Annotated in this window: 18 protein-coding genes; 16 read left to right on the top strand and 2 right to left on the bottom strand. The window is 46.7% G+C overall.

Annotated elements, in window-relative coordinates; genetic code table 11:
• The first annotated feature begins 18 nt into the window (after window positions 1-18).
• The 6 genes from hscA (at window position 19) to katG (ending at window position 7179) form a co-directional block, all read left to right on the top strand.
• Window positions 19-1869, top strand: a complete 1851-nt coding sequence (gene hscA, locus Q1A40_RS04585) for a Fe-S protein assembly chaperone HscA (RefSeq protein WP_299998248.1) — start codon at window positions 19-21, stop codon at window positions 1867-1869.
• Between the two features lies 1 nt (window position 1870).
• The gene (gene fdx / locus Q1A40_RS04580) at window positions 1871-2206 is read left to right on the top strand and encodes an ISC system 2Fe-2S type ferredoxin (protein WP_299998247.1); all 336 of its coding nucleotides are present in this window, start codon (window positions 1871-1873) and stop codon (window positions 2204-2206) included.
• 12 nt (window positions 2207-2218) lie between these two features.
• A complete protein-coding gene (gene iscX / locus Q1A40_RS04575; RefSeq protein ID WP_299998246.1) occupies window positions 2219-2419 on the top strand; it encodes a Fe-S cluster assembly protein IscX in 201 nt (66 codons plus the stop codon).
• 165 nt (window positions 2420-2584) lie between these two features.
• Entirely contained in the window at window positions 2585-3868 is a 1284-nt protein-coding gene (gene pepB / locus Q1A40_RS04570) for an aminopeptidase PepB (protein ID WP_299998245.1), read from the top strand.
• A gap of 66 nt (window positions 3869-3934) precedes the next feature.
• Window positions 3935-4711 carry an enhanced serine sensitivity protein SseB gene (sseB, locus tag Q1A40_RS04565; protein ID WP_299998244.1) on the top strand — a complete coding sequence of 259 codons (777 nt, stop codon included), beginning with the start codon at window positions 3935-3937 and terminating at the stop codon, window positions 4709-4711.
• Between the two features lie 293 nt (window positions 4712-5004).
• Complete coding sequence (gene katG, locus Q1A40_RS04560; RefSeq protein WP_299998243.1) at window positions 5005-7179, top strand: catalase/peroxidase HPI; 2175 nt, start codon at window positions 5005-5007, stop codon at window positions 7177-7179.
• 112 nt (window positions 7180-7291) lie between these two features.
• On the opposite strand, the gene sseA is transcribed toward katG, so the two are convergent.
• Entirely contained in the window at window positions 7292-8149 is an 858-nt protein-coding gene (sseA, locus tag Q1A40_RS04555; protein ID WP_299998242.1) for a 3-mercaptopyruvate sulfurtransferase, read from the bottom strand.
• 423 nt (window positions 8150-8572) lie between these two features.
• Here sseA and ndk point away from each other — a divergent pair, with 423 nt between their 5' ends.
• The 8 genes from ndk (at window position 8573) to der (ending at window position 17996) form a co-directional block, all read left to right on the top strand.
• Entirely contained in the window at window positions 8573-9004 is a 432-nt protein-coding gene (gene ndk, locus Q1A40_RS04550; protein ID WP_299998241.1) for a nucleoside-diphosphate kinase, read from the top strand.
• 300 nt (window positions 9005-9304) lie between these two features.
• The gene (locus tag Q1A40_RS04545) at window positions 9305-10468 is read left to right on the top strand and encodes a bifunctional tRNA (adenosine(37)-C2)-methyltransferase TrmG/ribosomal RNA large subunit methyltransferase RlmN (protein WP_299998240.1); all 1164 of its coding nucleotides are present in this window, start codon (window positions 9305-9307) and stop codon (window positions 10466-10468) included.
• A gap of 428 nt (window positions 10469-10896) precedes the next feature.
• Entirely contained in the window at window positions 10897-11865 is a 969-nt protein-coding gene (rodZ, locus tag Q1A40_RS04540) for a cytoskeleton protein RodZ (RefSeq protein ID WP_299998239.1), read from the top strand.
• Window positions 11866-11903: 38 nt separating this feature from the next.
• A complete protein-coding gene (ispG, locus tag Q1A40_RS04535) occupies window positions 11904-13025 on the top strand; it encodes a flavodoxin-dependent (E)-4-hydroxy-3-methylbut-2-enyl-diphosphate synthase (protein WP_299998238.1) in 1122 nt (373 codons plus the stop codon).
• A gap of 241 nt (window positions 13026-13266) precedes the next feature.
• Window positions 13267-14541, top strand: a complete 1275-nt coding sequence (gene hisS / locus Q1A40_RS04530) for a histidine--tRNA ligase (RefSeq protein ID WP_299998237.1) — start codon at window positions 13267-13269, stop codon at window positions 14539-14541.
• A gap of 35 nt (window positions 14542-14576) precedes the next feature.
• Entirely contained in the window at window positions 14577-15197 is a 621-nt protein-coding gene (locus Q1A40_RS04525) for a YfgM family protein (protein ID WP_299998236.1), read from the top strand.
• Window positions 15198-15207: 10 nt separating this feature from the next.
• The gene (bamB, locus tag Q1A40_RS04520; RefSeq protein ID WP_299998235.1) at window positions 15208-16389 is read left to right on the top strand and encodes an outer membrane protein assembly factor BamB; all 1182 of its coding nucleotides are present in this window, start codon (window positions 15208-15210) and stop codon (window positions 16387-16389) included.
• A gap of 119 nt (window positions 16390-16508) precedes the next feature.
• Window positions 16509-17996, top strand: a complete 1488-nt coding sequence (der, locus tag Q1A40_RS04515; protein ID WP_299998234.1) for a ribosome biogenesis GTPase Der — start codon at window positions 16509-16511, stop codon at window positions 17994-17996.
• 905 nt (window positions 17997-18901) lie between these two features.
• Here the strand turns inward: der and Q1A40_RS04510 are convergent.
• On the bottom strand, window positions 18902-20416 hold the full coding sequence (locus Q1A40_RS04510) for a hypothetical protein (protein ID WP_299998233.1): 1515 nt from the start codon (window positions 20414-20416) through the stop codon (window positions 18902-18904).
• A 406-nt stretch (window positions 20417-20822) separates the two neighbouring features.
• On the opposite strand from Q1A40_RS04510, the gene Q1A40_RS04505 reads away from it, so the two are divergent.
• Both Q1A40_RS04505 and Q1A40_RS04500 read left to right on the top strand, forming a co-directional pair.
• Window positions 20823-22715, top strand: a complete 1893-nt coding sequence (locus Q1A40_RS04505) for a 5'-nucleotidase C-terminal domain-containing protein (protein ID WP_299998348.1) — start codon at window positions 20823-20825, stop codon at window positions 22713-22715.
• A gap of 420 nt (window positions 22716-23135) precedes the next feature.
• Complete coding sequence (locus tag Q1A40_RS04500; RefSeq protein WP_299998232.1) at window positions 23136-24368, top strand: diguanylate phosphodiesterase; 1233 nt, start codon at window positions 23136-23138, stop codon at window positions 24366-24368.
• Window positions 24369-24402: the final 34 nt, after the last annotated feature.

Genomic DNA, 24402 nt, shown 5'->3' with positions numbered 1-24402 from the left:
GATTTTTGGAAGTTTAATATGGCGTTATTACAAATTAGTGAGCCTGGAATGGCGGCAGAACCGCACCAGCGCAGACTGGCTGCGGGGATTGATCTGGGTACCACTCATTCTCTGGTAGCAACCGTGCGCAGCGGGCAAGCGCAAACTCTGGCTGACAGCCAGGGACAGCACCTCCTCCCTTCAGTGGTGCATTACCAGTCACAGGGCCATCGTGTCGGCTATGAAGCACGTGCTCAGGCAGCGCTTGATCCGGTCAATACGATAAGCTCCGTAAAACGTCTGATGGGGCGCTCTCTGGTTGATATCCAGAGTCGTTATCCTCAGCTTCCCTATCAGTTCAGCGCCAGTGAAAACGGCCTGCCGTTGATCGATACACCGGCTGGTTTACTGAATCCGGTACGTATCTCGGCCGATATTTTGGCCCACCTCGCCCAGCGTGCGCAGGAAACCCTGGCAGGCTCTCTCGATGGCGTGGTGATTACCGTTCCGGCCTATTTCGATGACGCCCAGCGTCAGGGAACAAAAGATTCGGCCCGCCTGGCAGGCCTGCATGTCTTACGTCTGCTTAATGAACCTACTGCAGCCGCCATTGCCTATGGCCTGGATTCCGGGCAGGAAGGCATTATTGCGGTCTATGATTTGGGTGGCGGCACATTTGATATTTCTATTTTACGCCTGAGTCGCGGTGTATTTGAGGTCCTTGCCACAGGGGGGGATTCTGCCCTGGGGGGAGATGACTTTGACCATCTGTTGGCGGATTTTCTGGGCGAAAAACTGGGTATAAATGCCCAGAACGACCTGCGCTTGCGGCGCCAGTTACTGGATGCAGCGACAGAGGCAAAAATTGCGCTGAGTGATGCCCAAAGCGTTAAGGTTGAGTTGGCAGATCGGCAGACTGAAGTCACACGTCTTCAGTTGGAAGAACTTATTATTGCTTTGGTTAAACGTACTCTGCTTTCTTGTCGTCGCGCCTTAAAAGATGCGGGAGTCGCCGCGGAAGACGTTATTGAAGTGGTGATGGTCGGCGGTTCAACCCGCGTTCCTTTAGTACGTGAACAGGTTGGCGCATTCTTTGGTCGCGAGCCCCTTACGTCAATTGATCCTGACAAAGTGGTTGCTATCGGCGCGGCGATTCAGGCTGATATTCTGGTGGGGAACAAACCTGACAGTGAAATGCTGTTACTGGATGTCATCCCGTTATCACTGGGGCTTGAGACTATGGGCGGTTTGGTAGAGAAGGTGATTAACCGTAATACCACGATCCCGGTTGCGAAAGCTCAGGAGTTCACCACCTTTAAAGATGGTCAGACTGCAATGTCTATCCATGTTATGCAGGGTGAACGTGAACTGGTGCAGGATTGCCGCTCACTGGCACGTTTCACTTTACGAGGTATTCCGCCGATGGCTGCAGGTGCCGCGCATATTCGCGTCACTTTCCAGGTTGATGCGGACGGTTTACTGAGTGTGACTGCCATGGAAAAATCGACCGGTGTCGAAGCCTCTATTCAGGTAAAACCTTCTTATGGCCTGAGCGATGGTGAAATTGCCAGTATGATTCAGGACTCCATGAGCTATGCCGAACATGATGTCAAAGCACGCATGTTGGCGGAACAAAAAGTTGAAGCTGCACGTGTGCTGGAAAGTCTGCAAAGTGCGCTGAAAGCTGACGCTGCGTTGCTCAACGAAACTGAACGGGCGGTGATTGACGCTGCTATTGCGGCATTAGTCGAAGCTGCACAGTCTGATGATACCAGCGCCATTGCAAATGAAATCAAAAACGTAGACAAGCAAACCCAAGAATTTGCGGCTCGTCGTATGGATTTATCAATCCGTACCGCGTTGACCGGTCATTCTGTGGACGAGGTTTAATATGCCAAAGATTATTTTTCTGCCTCATCAGGATCTTTGTCCGGATGGCGCAGTACTGGAAGCACAGCAAGGTGAAACTATTCTCGACGTTGCCCTGCGCAACGGAATTGAAATTGAACACGCTTGTGAAAAATCCTGCGCCTGTACCACCTGCCACTGCGTTGTGCGTGAAGGCTTCGACTCACTTGCGGAAAGTACGGAAGACGAGGACGACATGCTGGATAAGGCCTGGGGCCTGGAACCTGAAAGCCGTTTAAGCTGCCAGGCACGTGTGACGGACGAAGACTTGGTGGTCGAAATGCCGCGCTATACAATTAACCATGCACGTGAACACTAACAGAGGCGGACTATGGGATTAAAATGGACCGATAGCCGTGAAATTGGCGAAGCGCTGTATGACAGTCGCCCGGATGTTGATCCGACGACAGTGCGCTTTACTGATATGCACCAATGGATTTGCGAGCTGGAAGATTTTGACGACCAGCCTGATGCTTCCAATGAAAAAATACTGGAAGCAATTTTATTGGTATGGCTAGACGAAGCGCAATAAAAGCTCTGTATTCTGTTAAGGCCGTAAATAAACCCGGATAGCCCGCGGATTAATTTATGCCCTTAATCATAAAGAGGGAATTTGTTTTTCTCTCTGAACTGTCGATAATGGGCTGCCTGTGGCGGCCCATTTTTATTGGCAGTAAGCGACGAAAAGGATAAAAAAATGACAGATGCCATGAAAATTACACTTTCCACACAGCCAGCAGATGCACGCTGGGGTGAAAAAGCGCTGTACAGTATTAATAATGAAGGTATTACACTGCACCTGACGGCACACGACACGTTAGACAGAATTCAGCGTGCAGGACGTAAAATTGACGGACAAGGTATCAAGCATGTCGAGCTGGCGGGTGAAGGCTGGGATGTAGAAAAAAGTTGGGCATTCTGGCAAGGCTACCGGGCACCCAAAAATACCGGTAAAGTTGACTGGGCTTCACTTAGCGAAGAACAGCAAACTGAGCTGAATAACCGTTTACAGATTATCGACTGGGTTCGTCATACCATCAACATGCCAGCGGAAGAATTAAGTCCGGGCCGCCTGGCTTCACGTGCAGTTGATCTTCTTTGTGCTGTTGCTTGCGATCAGGTCTCTTACCGTATCACCAAAGGTGAAGATCTTCGTGAACAGAACTACATGGGGATCCACACTGTTGGCCGTGGTTCCGATCGTGCTCCAGTGTTACTGGCATTGGACTATAACCCAACCGGAAATCCGGACGCACCTGTTTATGCCTGTTTGGTTGGGAAAGGAATTACCTTTGATACAGGTGGCTATAGCCTGAAGCAAAGCGCATTTATGGATTCGATGAAGTCCGACATGGGCGGTGCTGCAACTGTTACGGGCGCACTGGCTTTTGCTATCACTCGTGGGTTAAACAAGCGCGTTAAACTCTACCTGTGCTGTGCCGATAATATGGTTAGCGGCAATGCCTTTAAACTCGGCGATATCATTACCTATCGCAACGGCAAAACCGTCGAAGTAATGAATACCGATGCTGAAGGGCGTCTGGTACTGGCAGATGGTTTAATTGACGCATCGGCACAAAATCCTGAACTGATTATCGACTGTGCTACCCTGACCGGAGCGGCAAAAACCGCGCTGGGTAATGACTATCATGCGCTGTTCAGTTTTGACGATAAGCTGGCAGGTCGCCTGTTGGCCAGTGCCGAACAAGAACACGAGCCGTTCTGGCGTTTACCGCTGGCAGAATCTCACCGCCATCAGTTACCATCAAATTTTGCTGAACTGAACAACGTTGCCGGAGCGGCTTATTCAGCTGGAGCAAGCACTGCTGCAGGTTTCCTGTCTCACTTTGTTGAAAACTACCGTCAGGGCTGGCTGCATATCGACTGTTCCGCAACTTACCGCAAAAGCGGGGTTGAGCAGTGGTCGGCAGGTGCTACTGGTTTAGGTGTGCGTGCTATCGCGAATTTATTGTTGAGTTAATTACCTTTCTTTATGGCCTTCAGTGCATCATTTCTGAAGGCTATAAACGCTGCTTTCGGAATCACCATGTCAGAATCAAAAAACGAACTTGAAACACTGCTCGAACAAGCGGCTACAGAGGCAGCCCATCGTCCTGCCTTTTTTCAGGTACTGATGGACTCTACCGTCTGGGTACCAGGTAAAGCAGCAGAAGGTGAGGCGATAGACGCCAGTAGCTCAGTAGAGTTACAGCACTGGGAAAAAGACGACAATACTTCAGCCATTCCTTTTTTTACCTCACTGGAAGCTTTGCAACGCGCCGTGACGGATGAACAGTCCTTTGTTGTTATGCCTGTGCGGACTTTGTTTGAAATCACGCTTGGCAACACGTTATTTTTAAATGCCCGGCTGCCAACGGGTAAAGAGTTTACCCCGAATGAAATCAGCCACCTGTTAAGTCCGTCAGGTGATGCCTTAACCCAGCAGGAAGTACTGGAAGGCGGCGTTTCACTCCTGCTGTCAGAAGTGGTTGAGCCTCCGGCCCAAATGGTCGATTCTTTAACCACGCTGTTTAAAAATCTCAAACATGTTAAACGTGCTTTTTTATGCACGATTAAAGAAAAAGTAGATGAACAACCTAATCTGCTGATTGGCATTGAAGCGGATAGTGATATCGAAGCGATTATTCGTCAGACTGGAAGCGTGGCGACAGATACATTAGCGGGTGATGAACCGATTGATATCTGCCAGGTCGTGGAAGGTGAAAAGGGGATCAGTCATTTTATGATTGCGCATATTACCCCCTTCTATGAACGCCGCTGGGGCAGCTTCCTGCGTGATTTTAAGGCTAATCGGATTATTTGATAGCCGTTGCTCATTAGCCTTGTCAAAAAGAGATAACAGGTAATCATCCCTGTTATCTCTCTTCTCTTGTGAATTGTCTCCGCTCCTTTCTCTGCCTTTTGCTGTAAATCAGAACCCGTTGTCAGAGCGTCTTGAACTCATTGTCGTACCGGAAATAATCGGAACTGAAAGGATACAGCTATAAAATATTATATTTAAAAGGTACTGACTATCAAATCCGTAGGCCCAACCCGATATTAATGATTTTTCATAGGAGCTATAGTGGAAGGATACTGATAATAACGGAGAGCGAAATGAGCAACTCGACTGACTTACACAATGCATCTTCTGCAGGGACTGGAAAGTGCCCGTTCAATCATGGTCAGAGTACGGATACTGCTGGTGAGGGGACCAGTAATCAGGACTGGTGGCCGCACCAACTGCGTGTTGACCTGTTAAACCAGCATTCCAGCCGCTCGAACCCACTGGATGAAAATTTCAGTTACCGTAAAGAGTTCAGTAAGCTTGATTACTACGCTCTGAAAGGCGATATCAAAGCGCTGCTGACAGATTCTCAATCATGGTGGCCTGCCGACTGGGGCAGTTATATCGGTCTTTTTATCCGTATGGCATGGCACAGTGCAGGTACCTATCGTGCCCGTGATGGTCGGGGTGGTTCCGGTCGCGGTCAGCAACGCTTCGCCCCACTTAACTCATGGCCGGATAATGTAAGTCTTGATAAATCCCGCCGCTTGCTATGGCCCGTCAAACAAAAATATGGCCAGAAAATCTCTTGGGCTGACCTGATTATTCTGGCGGGTAATGTCGCGCTAGAAAACGCAGGCTTTCGTACCTTTGGCTTTGGCGCCGGACGCGAAGACGTATGGGAGCCGGATCTGGACGTTAACTGGGGGAGTGAGAAAGAGTGGCTTGAACACCGCCACCCTGAATCTCTGGCACAGGCACCGTTAGGTGCAACCGAAATGGGGCTGATTTACGTCAATCCGGAAGGCCCAGAGCATAGCGGTGATCCCGCCTCTGCCGCGCCGGCTATCCGTGCAACGTTTGGCAATATGGGGATGGATGATGAAGAGATCGTCGCCTTGATCGCAGGTGGACACACGTTGGGTAAAACCCACGGTTCTGCAGCAGCAAGCCATGTCGGTCCCGATCCTGAAGCATCACCTCTTGAAGCGCAGGGGCTCGGCTGGGCCAGCAGTTACAATAGCGGTGTGGGTCCGGATGCTATCTCATCAGGTCTTGAAGTTGTCTGGACGCAGACGCCCACCCAGTGGAGTAACTACTTCTTCGAAAACCTGTTCGGCTATGACTGGGTACAAACACGCAGTCCGGCCGGAGCCATTCAGTTTGAAGCCGTTAACGGTCCGGACATTATTCCTGACCCGTTTGAACCGACGAAAAAACGTAAACCAACCATGCTGGTGACCGATCTGACGCTGCGCTTCGATCCCGAGTTTGAGAAGATTTCTCGCCGTTTTCTGAACGATCCGCAGTCCTTTAATGAAGCTTTTGCCCGGGCCTGGTACAAACTGACGCACCGCGATATGGGGCCTAAAGCACGTTACATTGGTCCGGAAGTACCAAAAGAAGACCTGATTTGGCAGGATCCGTTACCGCAGGTCAGTCATACGCCTTCCGGTAGCGATATTGATAAGCTGAAACAAAGCATTGCTGATTCCGGTCTGACGATAAGTGAGTTGGTTTCTGTGGCATGGGCCTCCGCTTCAACCTTCCGTGGTGGTGATAAACGCGGTGGCGCAAACGGTGCCCGGCTGGCGCTGGCTCCACAACGTAGCTGGGCTGTCAATGCTGTAGCTGCCAGAGCATTACCTGTACTGGAGGCTATTCAGAAGGCGTCTGGGAAGGCCTCGCTGGCCGATGTCATCGTGCTGGCAGGGGTTGTTGGTCTGGAAAAAGCCAGTGGTAGTAAAGTGCCGTTTACGCCAGGGCGCGTTGATGCGACACAGGAACAGACCGATATTGCATCATTTGAGTTGCTTGAACCTGCCGCTGATGGCTTCAGAAACTACCGCCGTATTGCCAATGCAACGTCTACCGAAGCATTGTTAATTGATAAGGCACAGCAACTGACATTGACCGCGCCGGAACTGACGGTATTGATTGGCGGGTTACGTTCACTTGGTATTACCCATGATGAAAGTCAGCACGGTGTACTGACTTCTCGCCAAGGGGTTCTGAGCAACGATTTCTTTATTAACTTGCTGGATATGCGTACCGAATGGAAAGCAGTGAATGAAGATGCTGAGTTATTCGAAGGGCGCTCTCGTGAGAGCGGTGAAGTGAAATACACCGCCACGCGTGCAGACCTGGTATTCGGTTCTAATGCAGTACTACGGGCGCTGGCTGAGGTTTACGCCAGTCAGGATGCGGAAAATAAATTTGTTAAAGACTTTATCGCAGCCTGGACTAAAGTCATGAATCTGGACCGTTTCGACCTGCAGTCGTAATATTTTTTATCGCTGTTGAGGCAAAACCGCCAGCCTTTAATGGCTGGCGGTTTCCAGTATTTCTGAACACGGAAGGACAAAAGATCGCTGTCTTTTTCGTCCTCACCTGTCATTACTTCACTGTCGCAGGTTCAACGGGCAAGTCGGTGCGTGAACCCCATTCACTCCATGAACCATCATAAATGGATATATCACTGGCATTTAGTGTAGCCAGCGCCAGGACAATGACTGCGGCAGTAACGCCCGATCCACAACTGACAATCACCGGTTTTTCAAAATCAATGCCTTGTTGTTGAAAAATCTCTGTGAGTTCATCAACGGTCTTAAGCTGCCCATCTTCGACAACATCAGTCCAGGGCACATTAAGCGCACCCGGAATATGGCCACGTTTAAGGCCCGGGCGAGGTTCATCAGCCAGCGCATTAAAGCGAGCTGCCGGACGGGCATCCACTAATTGTGCTGTTCCTTCGTGGCTGATGAGCAACACATCCGTCAGACGTTTAATGACTTCAGGATTAAAATTGACCTCGAACTCACTTTCAGTGATAACTGCTTCACCTTGTTCAAGCTCGTAGTCTTCACCAACCCAGCGCTTTAACCCGCCGGCCAGAATAGAGACGTTATCAACCCCATAGCTTTTTAGCATCCACCAGGCGCGTGGAGCGGAGAATAAGTTACCGTCATCATAAATCACCAGGTGCTTGTCATGATGGATCCCTCGTTCGCGCATTGCCACTGCGAAAGCTTCAGGGCGAGGCATCATATGTGGAAGAGGATTGCTATGGTCAGAGAGGGCTTCGATATCAAATAAAATCGCGCCCGGAATATGCCCGGAAAGGTATTCAGCAGGAATATCACGGAGTGCATCAGGGCCTGAAGGCGGCGCCATACGCGCGTCCAGAATCTGAATTCGGGGATCGTTTATATGTTCTGCGAGCCAGTCACCCGCGACGAAGAAAGAGGTGGACATGGTAGGGGGCCTCCGTTTCATCAACTAAATAATGATTGTCGATGTTTTTTTGTCATTGAACAAGTTACTCGTCTCAGGGGTGCGAGATAACGCTTAAAACACAATCATGTATCCTGAAATACTCACTTCTGCTCAACAATACGTAGCACATGAAAGCAAAATTGTTACCATTGAAGGATATTTTTTAAAAAAATGTTATCTGTATCCATAGGCAACAGCAAACTTGCTGATTATAATCTGCGCCAAATCACACTGGGACTATGTCAAATAATTGAATTACAGACAGATGAGCTAAGGTGATATGTCATTTGAGCAACTCCTTTATTGAGTGAGCTTAAACTGGCTGATTTAACACCGGGCTTGTTTCATGAAATTTAACTGTGATGAGTCACCGGTAAATAAAGTACATTGACAGAGGTAATCATGGCTATTGAACGTACATTTTCCATCATCAAACCTAATGCAGTAGCAAAAAACGTTATTGGTGGTATCTACTCTCGTTTTGAATCTGCAGGTTTCAAAATTGTTGGTGCGAAAATGCTGCATCTGAGTGTTGAACAGGCTCGTGGTTTCTACGCAGAACATGAAGGAAGACCTTTCTTCGATGGCCTGGTTGAGTTTATGACCTCAGGTCCAATCGTAGTTAGCGTTCTGGAAGGTGAAAATGCCGTTCAGCGTCACCGCGATCTGTTAGGGGCAACTAACCCGGACAACGCACTGGCAGGGACTCTGCGTGCTGATTACGCTGACAGCTTCACCGAGAACGGAACCCACGGTTCGGATTCTGTTGAGTCTGCTGCCCGTGAAATCGCGTATTTCTTCGCTGAAAACGAAGTGTGCCCGCGCACTCGCTAAGCTTGAATAACGATTGACGGTATCCGAAATCAGGCAAGTTGCTCGTAGGTGGCGAGTGAATCCTGGCGATAAGCACAGATAAACTGTGTGATTCCGCAGGATTCATGAAGACAATCCCCTGGCGACTTGAAGTATGACGGGTATCTGCTTACATTTAATTTTCTATTGTTCGCTTTCAGTCGTGGCATACGTGCCTGAGAGTTTGTACAATATAGCGCCCCGGAAGAGCATGCTCACCGGGGCGCTTCTTTTTAACCCTCCCAGGGGCCATAACGTGTAATAACGAGGCCGGAAAATATTATGTCTGAAATGAATGTGCCCGAGATGTCATCTGTAAGTGTGGTAAATAAACCCGAAAAAATTAATCTGCTGGATTTAAACCGTCAGCAATTACGCGAGTTTTTTGCCGAAATGGGCGAAAAACCGTTTCGTGCTGATCAGGTGATGAAGTGGATGTATCACTACTGCAGTGATGATTTTGATGAGATGACTGACATCAACAAGGTGTTACGCACCAAGTTGAAAGAAGTTGCGGTGATCCGCGCCCCTGAGGTCGCGGAAGAGCAACGTTCTGCCGATGGCACGATCAAATGGGCAATTAAGATTGCCGATCAGCTAGTGGAAACGGTCTATATTCCCGAAGCCGATCGCGCAACATTATGCGTCTCTTCACAAGTTGGCTGTGCGCTGGAATGTAAGTTCTGTTCAACGGCCCAACAAGGCTTCAACCGTAACCTACGGGTGTCGGAAATTATTGGTCAGGTATGGCGTGCGGCAAAAATTATTGGCGCGCAGAAAAAAACCGGTATCCGCCCGATAACGAACGTCGTCATGATGGGTATGGGCGAACCTCTGCTGAACCTCAATAATGTGGTTCCTGCCATGGAAATTATGCTGGATGACTTTGGTTTTGGTCTGTCCAAGCGACGCGTTACCCTTTCTACCTCTGGTGTGGTTCCTGCCCTCGACAAACTGGGCGATATGATTGACGTGGCTCTGGCGATTTCTCTGCATGCCCCAACGGATGCGATACGTGATGAAATCATGCCTATCAACAAAAAATATAATATCGAAACCTTCCTGGCATCGGTTCGTCGTTATATGGAAAAGTCGAATGCTAACCAAGGACGCGTCACGGTAGAGTACGTGTTACTGGATCATGTCAACGATGGCACCGAACATGCGCATCAGCTTGCCGAGTGTCTGAAAGATACGCCTTGTAAGATAAACCTGATTCCATGGAACCCGTTCCCGGGTGCACCTTATGGACGTAGCTCCAATAGCCGCATCGATCGTTTTTCAAAAGTGCTGATGAGCTATGGTTTTACTACCATTGTGCGTAAGACCCGTGGAGATGATATTGATGCCGCCTGTGGTCAGTTAGCTGGAGAAGTGATTGACCGTACCAAGCGTACTCTGCGTAAGCATATGCAAGGTGAAACTATTGCGGTTAAAGCTGTCTGATAAGATAAGCTGGCCCTTTAATGGTGCATATGCGCACCATTAAAGGGCAAAGACAGATGGCAAGCCGTCAGTTTGTGACGGTTTGCCTTAATCGGCGATGAATGCTTAAACTCGTGAATAATTACGGTGCGTTTCCGCTTGCTTTAGGGCAGTATGTAGCGATGTGATAAGCGTGTAGTTACCTGAATTTAGTCATATTAGCGCCATGACTCATAAAAAATAGCCATGATTGACTCTCGGGCAAGTTCAATGGCCGATAAAAACAGTTAAGTGAGTGAAAAACCGCTTATTTTAGCCGGTATTTATTGCTGAGAGCTTTCTTCAGGTAACAGATTTTTCGCGGTATGAGTTCGTCCGACGTGTTAAAACGTTGTTTATCAGAACTGGTACCTAATTCTTTAATTGAACAGCACCCGTAATTGTAGCTAATGAATACTGAAGCCACTAAAGAATCAAATGAAGCACAAACGATGGGCGAACGTCTGCGCATCGCTCGCGAACAATTGGGGTTTAGCCAGCAAACTGTCGCTGAACGCCTGTGTCTTAAAGTTTCCACGGTGCGAGATATCGAAGAGAATACGTCTCCTCAGGATCTGGCGTCGACCTTCCTGCGTGGTTATATTCGTTCTTATGCCCGGCTGGTACATATCCCGGAAGAAGAGTTACTTCCGATGATGGCAAAGCAGACGCCTGTTCGGGACAGTAAAGTTGAGGTTATGCACAGCTATTCGCTGGGTAAACGCCGTAAAAAGCGCGATGGCTGGTTGATGAGCTTCACCTGGCTGATTCTGTTTGTGGTACTGGGGCTAACCGGCGCATGGTGGTGGCAAAATCACAAGGCACAACAGGCCGAACTCATCACTATGGACGATCAGTCATCGGTCGAACTTTCTTCCGCGCAGAATGGGCAAAGCATTCCTCTGAACCAGGATGACGCTCCTGCTCAGACGTTAACTCAGCCTGAATCGACGGCTTCGGCGAGTGTACCTGTGCCACTGAATACCACGCCTGCTGATACGTCTTCACAGCCCGATGCTGTGGTTTCTCAGAGCCAGACATCGACTGACAATCTGCAGAGCAACGAATCAAGTGAAACAGCTCCAGTAACATTGCCTACTGAAAATGCCAATGTTACGACCTCAGAGGTTGCCGCTGATGCCCTGAATATGACATTCAGCAATGACTGCTGGTTAGAAGTCTCCGATGCTTCAGGAAAAAAACTGTTTAGCGGTTTAAAACGCAAAGGAGAAACATTAGATTTAGAAGGCCACCCCTCTTATCAGTTGAAAATCGGTGCGCCAGCAGCAGTACAAATTCAATTCCAGGGTAAACCTGTTGATTTGAGTCGTTTTATCCGAACTAACCAGGTTGCTCGTCTGACGGTGAGTGCTGAATAAGCAGCACCGTTTATAACGGGGAATTGTGGAGATTTATCATGCATAATGCCGCACCAATCCAGCGCCGGAAATCCACCCGGATTTATGTTGGGAATGTACCCATTGGCGATGGTGCACCAATAGCTGTACAGTCTATGACCAACACGCGTACCACGGATGTGGAAGCGACGGTTAATCAAATTAAAGCGCTAGAACGTGTTGGCGCGGACATTGTTCGTGTCTCTGTTCCGACGATGGACGCCGCTGAAGCATTCAAGCTCATCAAACAACAAGTTAATCTTCCCTTGGTCGCTGATATTCATTTCGACTACCGCATTGCGTTGAAAGTAGCCGAATATGGCGTGGACTGTTTACGTATTAATCCTGGTAATATCGGTAACGAAGCGCGCATTCGTAGCGTTGTTGACTGTGCGCGTGACAAAAATATTCCGATTCGTATTGGCGTCAATGCGGGATCTTTAGAAAAAGATTTGCAGGAAAAATACGGTGAGCCGACGCCACAAGCATTACTTGAGTCAGCGATGCGTCATGTTGATCATCTTGATCGTCTGAATTTCTCGCAGTTTAAAGTGAGTGTAAAAGCTTCAGATGTTTTCCTCGCCGTTGAATCTTATCGCTTACTGGCGAAAGCCATCGATCAGCCTTTACATCTGGGTATCACCGAGGCGGGTGGCGCACGAGCGGGATCGGTGAAGTCAGCAATTGGTTTAGGGCTACTGCTCTCAGAAGGGATCGGCGATACATTGCGTATTTCTCTGGCGGCGGATCCTGTCGAAGAGATCAAAGTAGGTTTTGATATTCTGAAATCATTGCGGATCCGTTCTCGTGGGATCAACTTTATTGCTTGTCCAACCTGCTCGCGTCAGGAGTTTGACGTCATTGGTACTGTCAATGCACTTGAGCAGCGGCTTGAAGATATCCTGACACCGATGGACGTTTCTATTATTGGTTGTGTGGTTAACGGTCCTGGAGAAGCGTTGGTATCTACGCTTGGTGTGACGGGCGGCAATAAGAAAAGTGGTTTATACGAAGATGGCGTGCGCCAGAAACAACGTATGGACAACGAGGATATGATTGCGCAGCTTGAGGCGCGTATTCGTGCGAAAGCCAGTATGTTAGATGAAGCACAGCGCATCCAGATCCAGCAACTGGAAAAATAATACGAAGCATGGGAAGCGCCGGGCTTCCCGTGTATGATTAAGCCCGCGGGACAAGTTACCCGGTTATACCCGTCATACTGCAAGTTGCTTGGGTATTGCGCGCAATAATCTTGGCCGAATCACATAGTTCATCTATGCCTGTCGCCAAGATTTACCCTGTGCCTACAAGCAACTCGAATTATTTGGGGTATAAATCGTCTGATAGCGGGTTCATTTTTTGTAGATAAATTAGAGAAAAAACGTGGCAAAAAATATTCAAGCCATTCGCGGTATGAACGATTACCTGCCTGCTGATACAGCCATCTGGCAAAGTATTGAAGGGCGTCTGAAGCAGGTGCTTGCAAGTTACGGTTACAGCGAAATTCGTTTACCGATTGTAGAGCAGACCGCATTATTCAAACGCGCCATTGGTGAAGTCACCGATGTCGTTGAAAAAGAAATGTATACCTTTGAGGATCGTAATGGCGACAGTTTGACTTTACGTCCTGAAGGAACGGCTGGTTGTGTGCGTGCCGGAATTGAACATGGTCTGCTGTACAATCAGGAACAACGCTTGTGGTACGTTGGTCCAATGTTCCGCCACGAACGGCCGCAAAAAGGGCGTTATCGCCAGTTTAACCAGCTTGGTGTTGAAGTTTTTGGCCTGAATGGCCCGGATATTGACGCCGAACTGATTATGCTAACAGCAAGCTGGTGGCGTGCTCTGGGTATTTCAGAATTTGTTACCCTGGAACTGAACTCCATTGGTTCACTGGAAGCGCGTGCGCGTTATCGTGATGCATTGGTTGCCTTCCTGGAACAACATCAGGATAAACTGGATGAAGACTGTAAACGTCGGATGTACAGCAATCCATTACGTGTTCTGGACTCTAAAAATCCGGATGTGCAGTTATTATTAAACGATGCACCGGAACTGGGGGATTACCTCGACGAGGAGTCACGGGAACACTTTACCGGACTTTGTCAGTACCTGGATGCGGCAGGTATCGGTTATCGGGTTAACCAGCGTCTGGTACGCGGTCTGGACTACTATAACCGTACGGTATTCGAGTGGGTGACGACGCATCTGGGCTCACAGGGTACTGTATGTGCCGGTGGTCGTTATGATGGTCTGGTAGAGCAACTTGGCGGCCGTGCGGCACCTGCTGTTGGTTTTGCAATGGGCCTGGAACGTCTTGTTTTACTGGTTCAAGAAATCAATCCGGAATTTAAAGCCGAATCTGTTGTCGATATTTACCTGGTCTCATCGGGCCAGGGTACGCAGGTTGCCGCTATGCTGTTGGCTGAAAAACTGCGTGAAAAATTGCCTTCTCTTAAGTTCATGACGAACTATGGCGGGGGTAACTTTAAGAAGCAGTTTGCCCGTGCGGATAAATGGGGCGCTCGTGTGGCTCTGGTACTGGGTGAAGATGAAGTCTCTAAAGGTGAAGTGGTTGTTAAAGATCTTCGCACAGGTGAGCAGCAAACCGTATTACAACAAGACGTGGATGCTCGACTGCTGGCGCTACTGGGCTAATCACCAGGTAATTACTCGTTAAGGAGAAGGACTGCGTGGAAGTATTTGAGAACGAAAACGATCAGGTTGACGCGTTAAAGCGTTTTTTTGCCGAAAATGGTAAAGCGTTGATCGTCGGGGTGGTATTGGGTATTGGTGCGCTGGTTGGCTGGCGTTATTGGGGAAACCAGCAGATAGCAAATGCCGGTGCTGCTTCGCTGTCTTATCAAACGCTAAGCAGTGAAGTCCAGACAGACAAACCACAGACCCTGGAAGCATTGCAAAAATTTGCTGAGGACAATAACAACATTTATGGCTCACTGGCTTCCCTTGAGCTGGCTCAGCAATACGCTGATAAAAATGAGCTGGATAAAGCCGCCAGCCAGCTACAAAGTAGCCTGGCGAGCGCTAAAGATGCGAATTTGCAGGCACTGATCGACTTGCGTCTGGCACGCGTACAGATTCAACAGAAGCAATCTGATGCGGCGCTAAAAACCCTTGATAACATCAAAGGTGAAAGCTGGGCTGCACTGGTTGCAGATTTACGCGGTGAGGCGTTACTGAGTAAAGGCGATAAACAAGGTGCCCGCGATGCCTGGAGTCAAGGTTTACTCAGTAAGTCATCTCCGGCGCTGATTGAAATGCTCCAGATAAAAATTAACAACTTGTCGAGCTAAGAGGAACAGGATGCAATTGCGTAAACTACTCGTACCAGGGTTAATTTCCCTGACACTGCTCAGCGGTTGTTCCCTGTTTAGCGGCGAAGAAGACGTTGTCAAAATGTCTCCGCTGCCTACAGTTGAAAACCAGTTTACCCCGACTAAAGTTTGGCAGGCCTCTGTTGGTAATGGCGTCGGTGATTTCTACTCAAATCTCCATCCTGCATGGCAGGGAGGAACAGTCTATGCAGCAGACCGTCGTGGTCTGGTTAAGGCTGTTAACGCTGATGATGGTAAACAAATATGGCAGACAGACCTGGCAGAAAAAACCGGTTTCTTCTCCAGTAACATCTCCGCGTTATTATCGGGTGGTTTGACCGTTGAAGGCTCTCATATTTTTGTGGGCACTGAAAAAGCAAAAGTCTATGCCCTCAATACTGACGACGGCAGTGTAGCCTGGGAAACGACAGTGGCAGGTGAAGCACTTTCAAGCCCGGTTGTCAGTGACGGTTTGGTACTTATCCATACCGGTAATGGTTTATTGCAGGCATTAGACGAAACTGATGGTTCAATTAAGTGGACTGTTAACCTTGAAATACCTGCACTATCATTACGTGGTGAGTCTGCCCCTGCGGTTGCCTTTGGCGCTGCTTTAGTAGGGGGAGATAACGGTCGTGTGAACGCGGTACTGATGCAGCAAGGGCAGTTAATCTGGCAGCAACGTATCTCTCAGGCAACCGGTACCACTGAAATTGACCGTCTGAGTGATGTTGATACCACGCCAGTTATTGTTAATGGCGTAGTTTATGCCCTGGCTTATAATGGTAACTTCGCGGCTCTTGACCTACGTTCTGGTCAAATTATATGGAAACGTGAACTCGGTTCTGTGCTTGATTTTGTTATCAACGATAATCATATTTATTTAGTTGATCAGAATGATCGCATAATATCACTGACTATTGACGGCGGCGTCACGGTATGGACGCAAAGCGAGTTGTTGCATCGTGGCCTGACCTCTCCGGTACTGTATGATGGTTATATCGTCGTCGGTGACAGCGAGGGTTATATGCACTGGGTTAACACCAGTGACGGACGCTTTGTTGCTCAGCAAAAAGTCGATAGTTCTGGCTTCCAGACCGATCCTGTTGTCGCGGGTAACAAACTGCTTATCCAGGCAAAAAACGGTAATTTATACGCCATTGAGCGTTAAGTTTGTCGTATAGCCTATACGTTTGAAACGGTTCCCTTATCAGGGAACCGTTTTGGTTTTTTAAAAACAACACATTGCTGTTGTTTGATCATGTATTTTTGAGTAATGAGGCTTTTATCATGGTACCTGTGGTCGCGCTGGTTGGGCGCCCTAATGTCGGTAAATCTACGCTATTTAACCGATTAACGCGTACTCGCGATGCTCTGGTAGCAGATTTTCCAGGACTGACCCGCGATCGTAAATATGGTCGTGCAGAAGTGGAAGGCCGTGAGTTTATCTGTATTGATACCGGTGGTATTGATGGTACAGAAGACGGCGTAGAAACCCGCATGGCTGAACAATCATTGTTGGCCATTGAAGAAGCCGACGTTGTTTTGTTTATGGTGGATGCACGTGCCGGACTGATGCCAGCCGATGAAGGTATCGCGAAGCATTTACGCTCCCGGCAAAAGGCGACTTTCCTGGTCGCGAACAAAACTGATGGTCTGGATCCTGACCAGGCGGTTATTGATTTCTATTCACTGGGTTTAGGTGAAATTCACGCTATCGCTGCCTCACATGGTCGTGGTGTTACCAGCCTGCTGGAACAGGCTCTGTTGCCGTGGATGGACGATGTTGCACCGCCAGAGGAAATAGACGAAGACGCACTCTATTGGGCAGAGTTCAATGCTAAAAACGGCATTGTTGACGAAAATGCGCCAGAAGAAGAGGAAGAGCCGTTCAATCCACAGGACTTACCAATTAAGCTCGCTATTGTGGGACGTCCTAATGTTGGTAAGTCTACGCTCACTAACCGTATTCTCGGTGAAGAGCGTGTGGTCGTTTATGATATGCCGGGCACAACGCGGGACAGTATCTATATTCCTATGGAGCGCGATGAGCGGGAATATGTTCTGATTGATACCGCAGGCGTTCGTAAACGTGGAAAAATTACCGAAACAGTAGAAAAATTCTCGGTAATCAAAACGCTGCAAGCGATTGAAGATTCTAACGTGGTATTGCTGGTTATCGATGCCCGAGAAGGGATTTCCGATCAGGATCTCTCACTGTTAGGCTTTATTCTGAATAGTGGGCGCTCACTGGTTATTGTGGTAAATAAGTGGGATGGTTTGAGCCAGGAAGTTAAAGAGCAGGTTAAAGAGACCCTCGATTTCCGTCTTGGTTTTATCGATTTTGCCCGTATCCATTTTATTTCCGCCCTCTATGGTAGTGGAGTGGGTAACTTATTTGATTCGGTACGTGAGGCTTATGACAGCTCAACGCGCCGTGTCAGTACCGCACTGCTGACGCGTATTATGAATATGGCGTCAGAAGACCATCAGCCACCAATGGTACGTGGTCGTCGGGTTAAGCTTAAATACGCGCATGCCGGTGGTTATAACCCGCCTATCGTAGTTATCCATGGAAACCAGGTTAAAGATTTGCCTGACTCGTATAAACGCTATCTGATGAATTACTTCCGTAAATCATTGGAAGTCATGGGGACGCCGATCCGTATTCAGTTCAAAGAAGGTGAAAACCCGTTTGCGAATAAGCGTAACCTGTTAACGCCTAATCAGCTGCGTAAACGTAAGCGCTTAATTAGCCATATCAAGAAAAGCAAATAGGCTGTCAGTAGAATTTACCGACTGGTAGCAAAATACCGAAGCCCGCTAACTGAACTGTACCCTAAAAGTTGGACACCCAACTAAGTAAGGTGCAGTTTTTTATGGGAAGACAAAAGCATTCTCTTAAAACCCGGCTTGCGGTCGTTAATCACTATCTCGCAGGAAAAGATAGGGCGCGAGGTACCGCATTTTGGTATCGACAGAACATCTGTACGTCGTTGGAGCAGAACATATCAGCACCATGGAATAGATGGGCTGTCCTGGAACAGGACTGCTCTTTCTCCAGAGTTCAGAGCGGCTGTTATTCAGGCAATTATTCGTGATGTCCTTTCTATACAAGAAGCCATCGTCCGGTTTGATATCTCAAATGAATCCGTTATCTGCGGGCTGAAAATGCCTCTCTAAAAAAGCTGAAAGACTTAGTTCAAAGCAGTAAAGGCGGCAGAAAGCCGCTTAACATGAACCTTCCGACTTTATGGGGGCAGTCCAAAACCACGGTTTTTTGTTGTCATGGCCTATCAGTTAGATGCAGCAAAGCGCATGATTAGCGCGTATTCGTCGATAAATGCCTCTCTTCAATTAAAACACCCGTTTTTAACCTGTTGTTTACCGTCAGGTGTGTAAACATCATGAAAGTTGAAGAGATCAGCCGCCAGAATGGGATCAGCGGTGGTGAGCGCAATGATCGTTTTGTTAAATGTCCTCGCTCCTTAAGCGAGTTCCCCCATTATCTAATCTTCATTTTAAGGAACGCAAATAGATGTTTTTGTTGTGAAATTAGCGGATAATATTGCAAGATATACTCCGTTAATATCAAAGAGTAAATTATTTTCTATAAGTTAAGGCTATTTGTTTAATATTATTATAATGTTTATTTCTTTATGGGAATATATTTTGTATCTATATTAATTAGTGTTATCTAAAGCAATGGTAATGTTTAATGGAGTGGAGAATTCTGGGTTGTTTACAGAAATAGCCTTCAGCTGTAATAGTCCATTGTAAAGCGAAGGGGGTAATTCTTTATTGTCTTCAGGGTGGTATGTAAAAATAAAATGCATTTCTAAACCATCTAAGCAGGGTATCTGGGAATTCATAATAGTCATATTACAACTACCGATTGAGCGCTGGGCTCTAAACTTAACATTATATTCTTCCCCGCCACTGGTTAGTGGTACATTAAGTACGGTATATCCACCAGGAAAACTATCAATTAAAGTTGTTGGACCGATATCAGAGTCAAGTGCAATAATACCTGCTCGTTGTGTTTTAACCAAGAGTGGAATAGTGAGTTCTGCAGAGTTAGACTTACCGTTACTGGCGAAGATAAGTTTCATTCCCTCTAAAGCTACATTATAATTTGCCATTCTTGCCGCTTGTTCACGCCAGAGCCGGGCCATATCTGCTGTTCTTACGTCACCCAGAGGCAGCCCGTTACTATCTATCACATCTGGCGTTGAATAATAGGGAGATGAGTTACCGCAAAGAAAGGTTCTGGATAAACTATTATTATAACCAAACTTGTAGTTATCAGAGCCATTATCGTTACAATGGTTTCCCCCAACGTTATGGCCCAGTTCATGGCGAAATGCTAATGAGGTATTCCACGCATTGATACTGGTATATCCTGGCATATAAGCCCGGCCAGCTGATACGCCTGTTTCAACTGTTGCGAATACCATATTTATATCTGTTTGATACAATGCCCTGAAGGGTTGGAGAACTTCTTGCGAGTATCTTAGCCCCTCTGATGATGTACTAAGCTCTCCTTCCCCTTCTTTGTTAAATATTACAATGCCACCCAATAGCAAATTAACGTTATTTACGTTGGAGTTTTTCAGACCTTCTCTTGCTGTTTCCAACTGGGCTAGTGCATAACCTACAGGGTCAGTATCTAATTGTTTCAGAGCATAGGAAGAATAGCCCGCAAGAAACTCTATATCATAAATGCTTTTAGAATTATCTGACGATGCGGAGCTGATTTTCTCGAAATCACTATCATTGACGGGAACCACATCATCTTCTTTATATAAACGTGAAGGTTCTTCGGCAATAAAACGGAGCTTTCTTTCTGTATCAATACTGAACAGACCTCTTTTATCAGGGGAATCTACGATGGCAACAATGTCCCCATTCGGTGAACTAACAATGACAATCGATCCGCTTTCTTTTGTCTCAGCATTTTTAAAATTACCGTGTTCTATAATATAGCCTTGTTTCTCGTGAATCACAGGGTTGATGATTTCATTATTATTGGTCATTTTATTAAACAGAGAGGGTTCTCGTATAGATAAAGGTTTTATTAATCTACTATCATTTGTGGTTGTAATAATAGCAGGGGGGTAAGTTTTGTTTTCGGCGGATACATAACTTGATGTCATTAATAATGTTATTAATGATAAGGCTATTTTATTCCTTTTCATATAAACCTCTGATTACTTGAATGATAAATTATTAATATTGTAGAACGCTGAATTATATGTTGTGTTATGCATGGAATTTATAAATAGATTCTGAGTTAATAACTCTTGTCTGTTTATAACTTTCAATATAACTACTCTGTCAGGGCTTACTTGCTGGAACTGTTGCTGTGATATTTATCGCGCAGTTAGAAGCCAATAATTGGACTATCTGAAAAATGGAAGAAATGAATGAAGATACTTTCAATCTACTTATAATGACATCAGATTTGCAAGTTTATTTATTGATAAAATAGACTGTCATCACATTTGAGAATATAATCCTAATCTTCCTCTTGAAACCAAGATGAAAGATCACCATCAATCATGCTTCTACATTTCATTTTGCTATCTATCATTAAATAATATGCTGAAAAAAACGCTTATTTCTCTTCTGCTTTGTGTAAGTACCTCTGCTATGGCTGCGGAACCGATCAATATCACCATTCTCGGTACGTCTGATTTGCACGGTACTTTCGTTCCCTGGGATTACTCCACTGATACCGAAAACTTAGCGGGTAGCCTGAGTCAGATTGCCACTCAAGTCCGTAAAGTACGTGCTCAACAGCCGAACGTGATTCTGGTTGATGCTGGGGATACCATTCAGGGGAACTTTGTTGAAACCTTTAAGAATGATAAAACCAGCCCGATGATCCTTGGCTTCAACGCACTGAATTATGATGTGTGGGTCATGGGTAATCACGAGTTTGATTTCGGTTTGAAAGTCTTGTCTACGCCGTTAAACCAGTTTAAAGGTACCGCTCTGGCGGGGAATATTTTCTGGGAAAGCGGTAAGCCTTACTTGCCAGCCTATAAAATAATCGAACGTCAGGGTGTAAAAATCGGCATTATTGGTATGGATACACCGATGACCGCTGAATTTGCCAAGGGAACTGACCATATTGATGGTCTGACATTTACTGACCCGGTACAGGCGGTGAAAGATGTCATTGGGCAAATCCAGGGCCTGGTGGATGCGATTGTGCTGGTCGCCCATATGGGGATTGATAATGAAAACGAGCGGCCCGGTACCGGGGTGGGAGATATTGCTCGCGCTAACCCAGAGCTGGCAGCTATTGTTGCCGGACATATGCACGTTAAAGTGGATAAAGAGATAATCAACGGTGTGATTATCACCGAACCGGATAAATATGGCCGGGCATTATCACGCATCGACCTGCAGTTTGAGCAGCAAAATGGCAAGTATGTACTGATCAATAAAGACAGCTATACCTATCCGATAAAAGGGATGACCTCTGACAAAGAAATGGAGGAGATTTATCAGCCGTTCCATACCATCCTGCGTGCTAACGCCAACCGGCCGATTGCCAAACTGACAGGTCAGGATCTGGTGCCACCAGATGCGGTGAAAGGTATTCCACAGGTACATATTCAGGATACCGGTATCAGTGCTTTGTATCAGGAAGCGGCCCGTCACTATGCTCCAAAAGCTCAAGTCATTGCCCTGCAGATTGATAATGACAGTCCTAAATTAAATGTAGGGACTATTGCTGCCAAAGATATCGCTTTCAACTATCAGTATGCGGGTGGTGAGATTACGGTTTATCAGATGACGGGTAAAGAACTGAAGAAGTATATGGAATGGGTCGGAGATTACTTTAATCAGCAACATGACGGAGATGTGACCTATAGCTTCAATCCACAACGTCGTGCTTCGAAATACTCTACTAATGATTTCTTTGATGGTGTGACTTATACCATTGATTTACGTAAACCTGTCGGACAACGTATTACCGATCTGAAACTGAATGATGGTACGCCAGTAACGGATACGATGCCGATCCGTCTGGGAATGAACAGCTACCGCATGGGCCATTTGACACAAAAAGGCGGCGTTCTGGAAGGCATGCAGTTCCCGATTTTGTCAGATACCAAAGCGGAGTATGGTGAGGAAGCCGGTACTATCCGTAACCTGACCATTCGTTATTTGACAGAAGAGAAGAAAGGCGAGTATCAGGGTAAAGCCATACAGCGCTGGAAACTGGCGGGGCTTGAAGGATATGAAGCTGAGCGTAAAATTGTCGAGAAGCTGCTGAATGAGGGGAAAATCAGTGTTCCTACTACTGATGATGGACGTTACACCAATGTCGCCTCTGTCAATGTCAAAGGACTCAAGTTTACCGATCCGCAACAGATGAAGAAGCAGATTGCTGATCTACAACAACAGGCCAGTGCTGCGACCGATCCGATAGCTAAACAGCGACTGAACGATCGTGTAACGATTATTCAAGCCATTAATTAACAGGGATCCATTGTCCTCTAATCCTCATCATTGAAAAACGAGGATTAGAGGGAACTCCTTTATCCTTTCCCGCATAACCTTACACGCAGTCCGGTGTTTGCCTTTCATCTAAAAAAGCATTGTTTTCTGATAAACAAGGTTATATCTGAGATCAAAATAATTTTCTGATATTAATGTTACTATTTTACCTAAGTACTTATGAAATAAGTATTTGTTGGGTTATATTGTCAGAGAGCCTGGTGTTTTAAAAAGATCTGTTGCCATTTATCTGCAGTCATCTGAAAACGCTATTATCAATAGTGGTTCGCGATAATCTCCATAAAGATTTGATGCTGACACAACAGTCGTCGCTACAGCCTGTGGAACCGGTGACGATACAGTTGTGTAGTGATGAACATTAACCAATGCAAAAGGTTATCCATGCTAACCACGTTGATTTACCAGAGCCAACTAAGCGCTGAATGTTCGGATAATGACCTGAGAATACTGTCTCATGTAGCCTGCGAGAAAAATATCTCAATGCAGGTTACGGGCATACTGCTGTTTAATGGCACTGAATTTTTTCAGGTTCTGGAAGGTGAAGAGCATGACGTTGAGCCTCTCTTTAGACATATATGTGACGATCTGCGCCATACTGAGGTAGTGGAACTCATGCGCGATTACTCAGCATACCGGCGATTCGGTGATACTGGTATGACTCTGTTTGATCTGCGAAAAGTAGATACAAAGGCGCTTGTAGATGAAATACGCCATATGAATCAAGCCCAATACCGTGATTTGCCTGATGACAGGGTATTCCGGTTTATAAAACGATTTATCAATCAAGGTGGATGGTACCGTTCATCTGAGAATTTCAAACCATCACAATGGAAGATGGCCAGCAATAATTATTCCCGGCAAATAACGCCTCAGATCTCTGAACAGGGCAATATCTGCACCTTTGCCTTTCAGCCAATAGTTGAACCCATAACTGGCCATATTTCATCGTTTGAAGCGCTTATTCGTAGCCCTGAAGGAAAGTCACCTGAGGAGCTATTCGCCTCAATTTCATCAGAGTCGCTCTATACCTTTGACCTTGAGAGTAAAGCTATTGCTCTTCAGCAAGCTGGGCGTATGCTGCGAACAGATGAAAAGATTTCAATCAACCTTTTCCCGGGGTCACTGTATAGCGTCCCAGGCTCAGTAGCCTTGTTATCAGAACAAATCAGACAGGCCAATCTAAGACCCGATCAGGTTATTATTGAAGTTCTTGAGACCGAATTAATCATCAGAATGAATGATTTTCATCATTCATTAAAAGAGATTCGAGCCGCAGGTATCGGGATAGCGATTGATGACTTTGGCTCGGGATATTCCAGATTATCGTTGCTGTCAAAATTCCAGCCGGACAAAATTAAATTAGACCGGGCTCTGATAGTCGATATTCATAAGAATGGCATTAAACAAGCGATGATTGCTGCAATGGTTAAGTATTGCGAAGATATGGGGATCAAACTGGTTGCTGAGGGGGTCGAGAAAAAAGAAGAGTGGTGCTGGCTCCAGTCAATAGGTGTCAGATTATTCCAGGGATACCTGTTTTCCAGACCCTGCCTGAATGGTATTGGTGAAGTATACTGGCCAGTCAGGATCGGTGAAGATCAAAATATAGGATAACGGGTATTGTGTGATTTCTATGGTATGCATCTAT

Origin of the sequence: uncultured Cedecea sp., assembly GCF_947498825.1 — a bacterium.
Taxonomy (GTDB): domain Bacteria; phylum Pseudomonadota; class Gammaproteobacteria; order Enterobacterales; family Enterobacteriaceae; genus JGM124.
Note: the sequence above shows the minus strand (reverse complement) of the source record. Positions and strands in the feature narration are given on the sequence as shown.

What these genes read in the sequence shown, in the direction of transcription:
- hscA (WP_299998248.1), top strand. Translation starts at nt 19, where the DNA reads ATGGCGTTATTACAAATTAGTGAGCCTGGAATGGCGGCAGAACCGCAC.
- fdx (WP_299998247.1), top strand. Translation starts at nt 1,871, where the DNA reads ATGCCAAAGATTATTTTTCTGCCTCATCAGGATCTTTGTCCGGATGGC.
- iscX (WP_299998246.1), top strand. Translation starts at nt 2,219, where the DNA reads ATGGGATTAAAATGGACCGATAGCCGTGAAATTGGCGAAGCGCTGTAT.
- pepB (WP_299998245.1), top strand. Translation starts at nt 2,585, where the DNA reads ATGACAGATGCCATGAAAATTACACTTTCCACACAGCCAGCAGATGCA.
- sseB (WP_299998244.1), top strand. Translation starts at nt 3,935, where the DNA reads ATGTCAGAATCAAAAAACGAACTTGAAACACTGCTCGAACAAGCGGCT.
- katG (WP_299998243.1), top strand. Translation starts at nt 5,005, where the DNA reads ATGAGCAACTCGACTGACTTACACAATGCATCTTCTGCAGGGACTGGA.
- sseA (WP_299998242.1), bottom strand. Translation starts at nt 8,149, where the DNA reads ATGTCCACCTCTTTCTTCGTCGCGGGTGACTGGCTCGCAGAACATATA.
- ndk (WP_299998241.1), top strand. Translation starts at nt 8,573, where the DNA reads ATGGCTATTGAACGTACATTTTCCATCATCAAACCTAATGCAGTAGCA.
- Q1A40_RS04545 (WP_299998240.1), top strand. Translation starts at nt 9,305, where the DNA reads ATGTCTGAAATGAATGTGCCCGAGATGTCATCTGTAAGTGTGGTAAAT.
- rodZ (WP_299998239.1), top strand. Translation starts at nt 10,897, where the DNA reads ATGAATACTGAAGCCACTAAAGAATCAAATGAAGCACAAACGATGGGC.
- ispG (WP_299998238.1), top strand. Translation starts at nt 11,904, where the DNA reads ATGCATAATGCCGCACCAATCCAGCGCCGGAAATCCACCCGGATTTAT.
- bamB (WP_299998235.1), top strand. Translation starts at nt 15,208, where the DNA reads ATGCAATTGCGTAAACTACTCGTACCAGGGTTAATTTCCCTGACACTG.
- der (WP_299998234.1), top strand. Translation starts at nt 16,509, where the DNA reads ATGGTACCTGTGGTCGCGCTGGTTGGGCGCCCTAATGTCGGTAAATCT.
- Q1A40_RS04510 (WP_299998233.1), bottom strand. Translation starts at nt 20,416, where the DNA reads ATGAAAAGGAATAAAATAGCCTTATCATTAATAACATTATTAATGACA.
- Q1A40_RS04500 (WP_299998232.1), top strand. Translation starts at nt 23,136, where the DNA reads ATGCTAACCACGTTGATTTACCAGAGCCAACTAAGCGCTGAATGTTCG.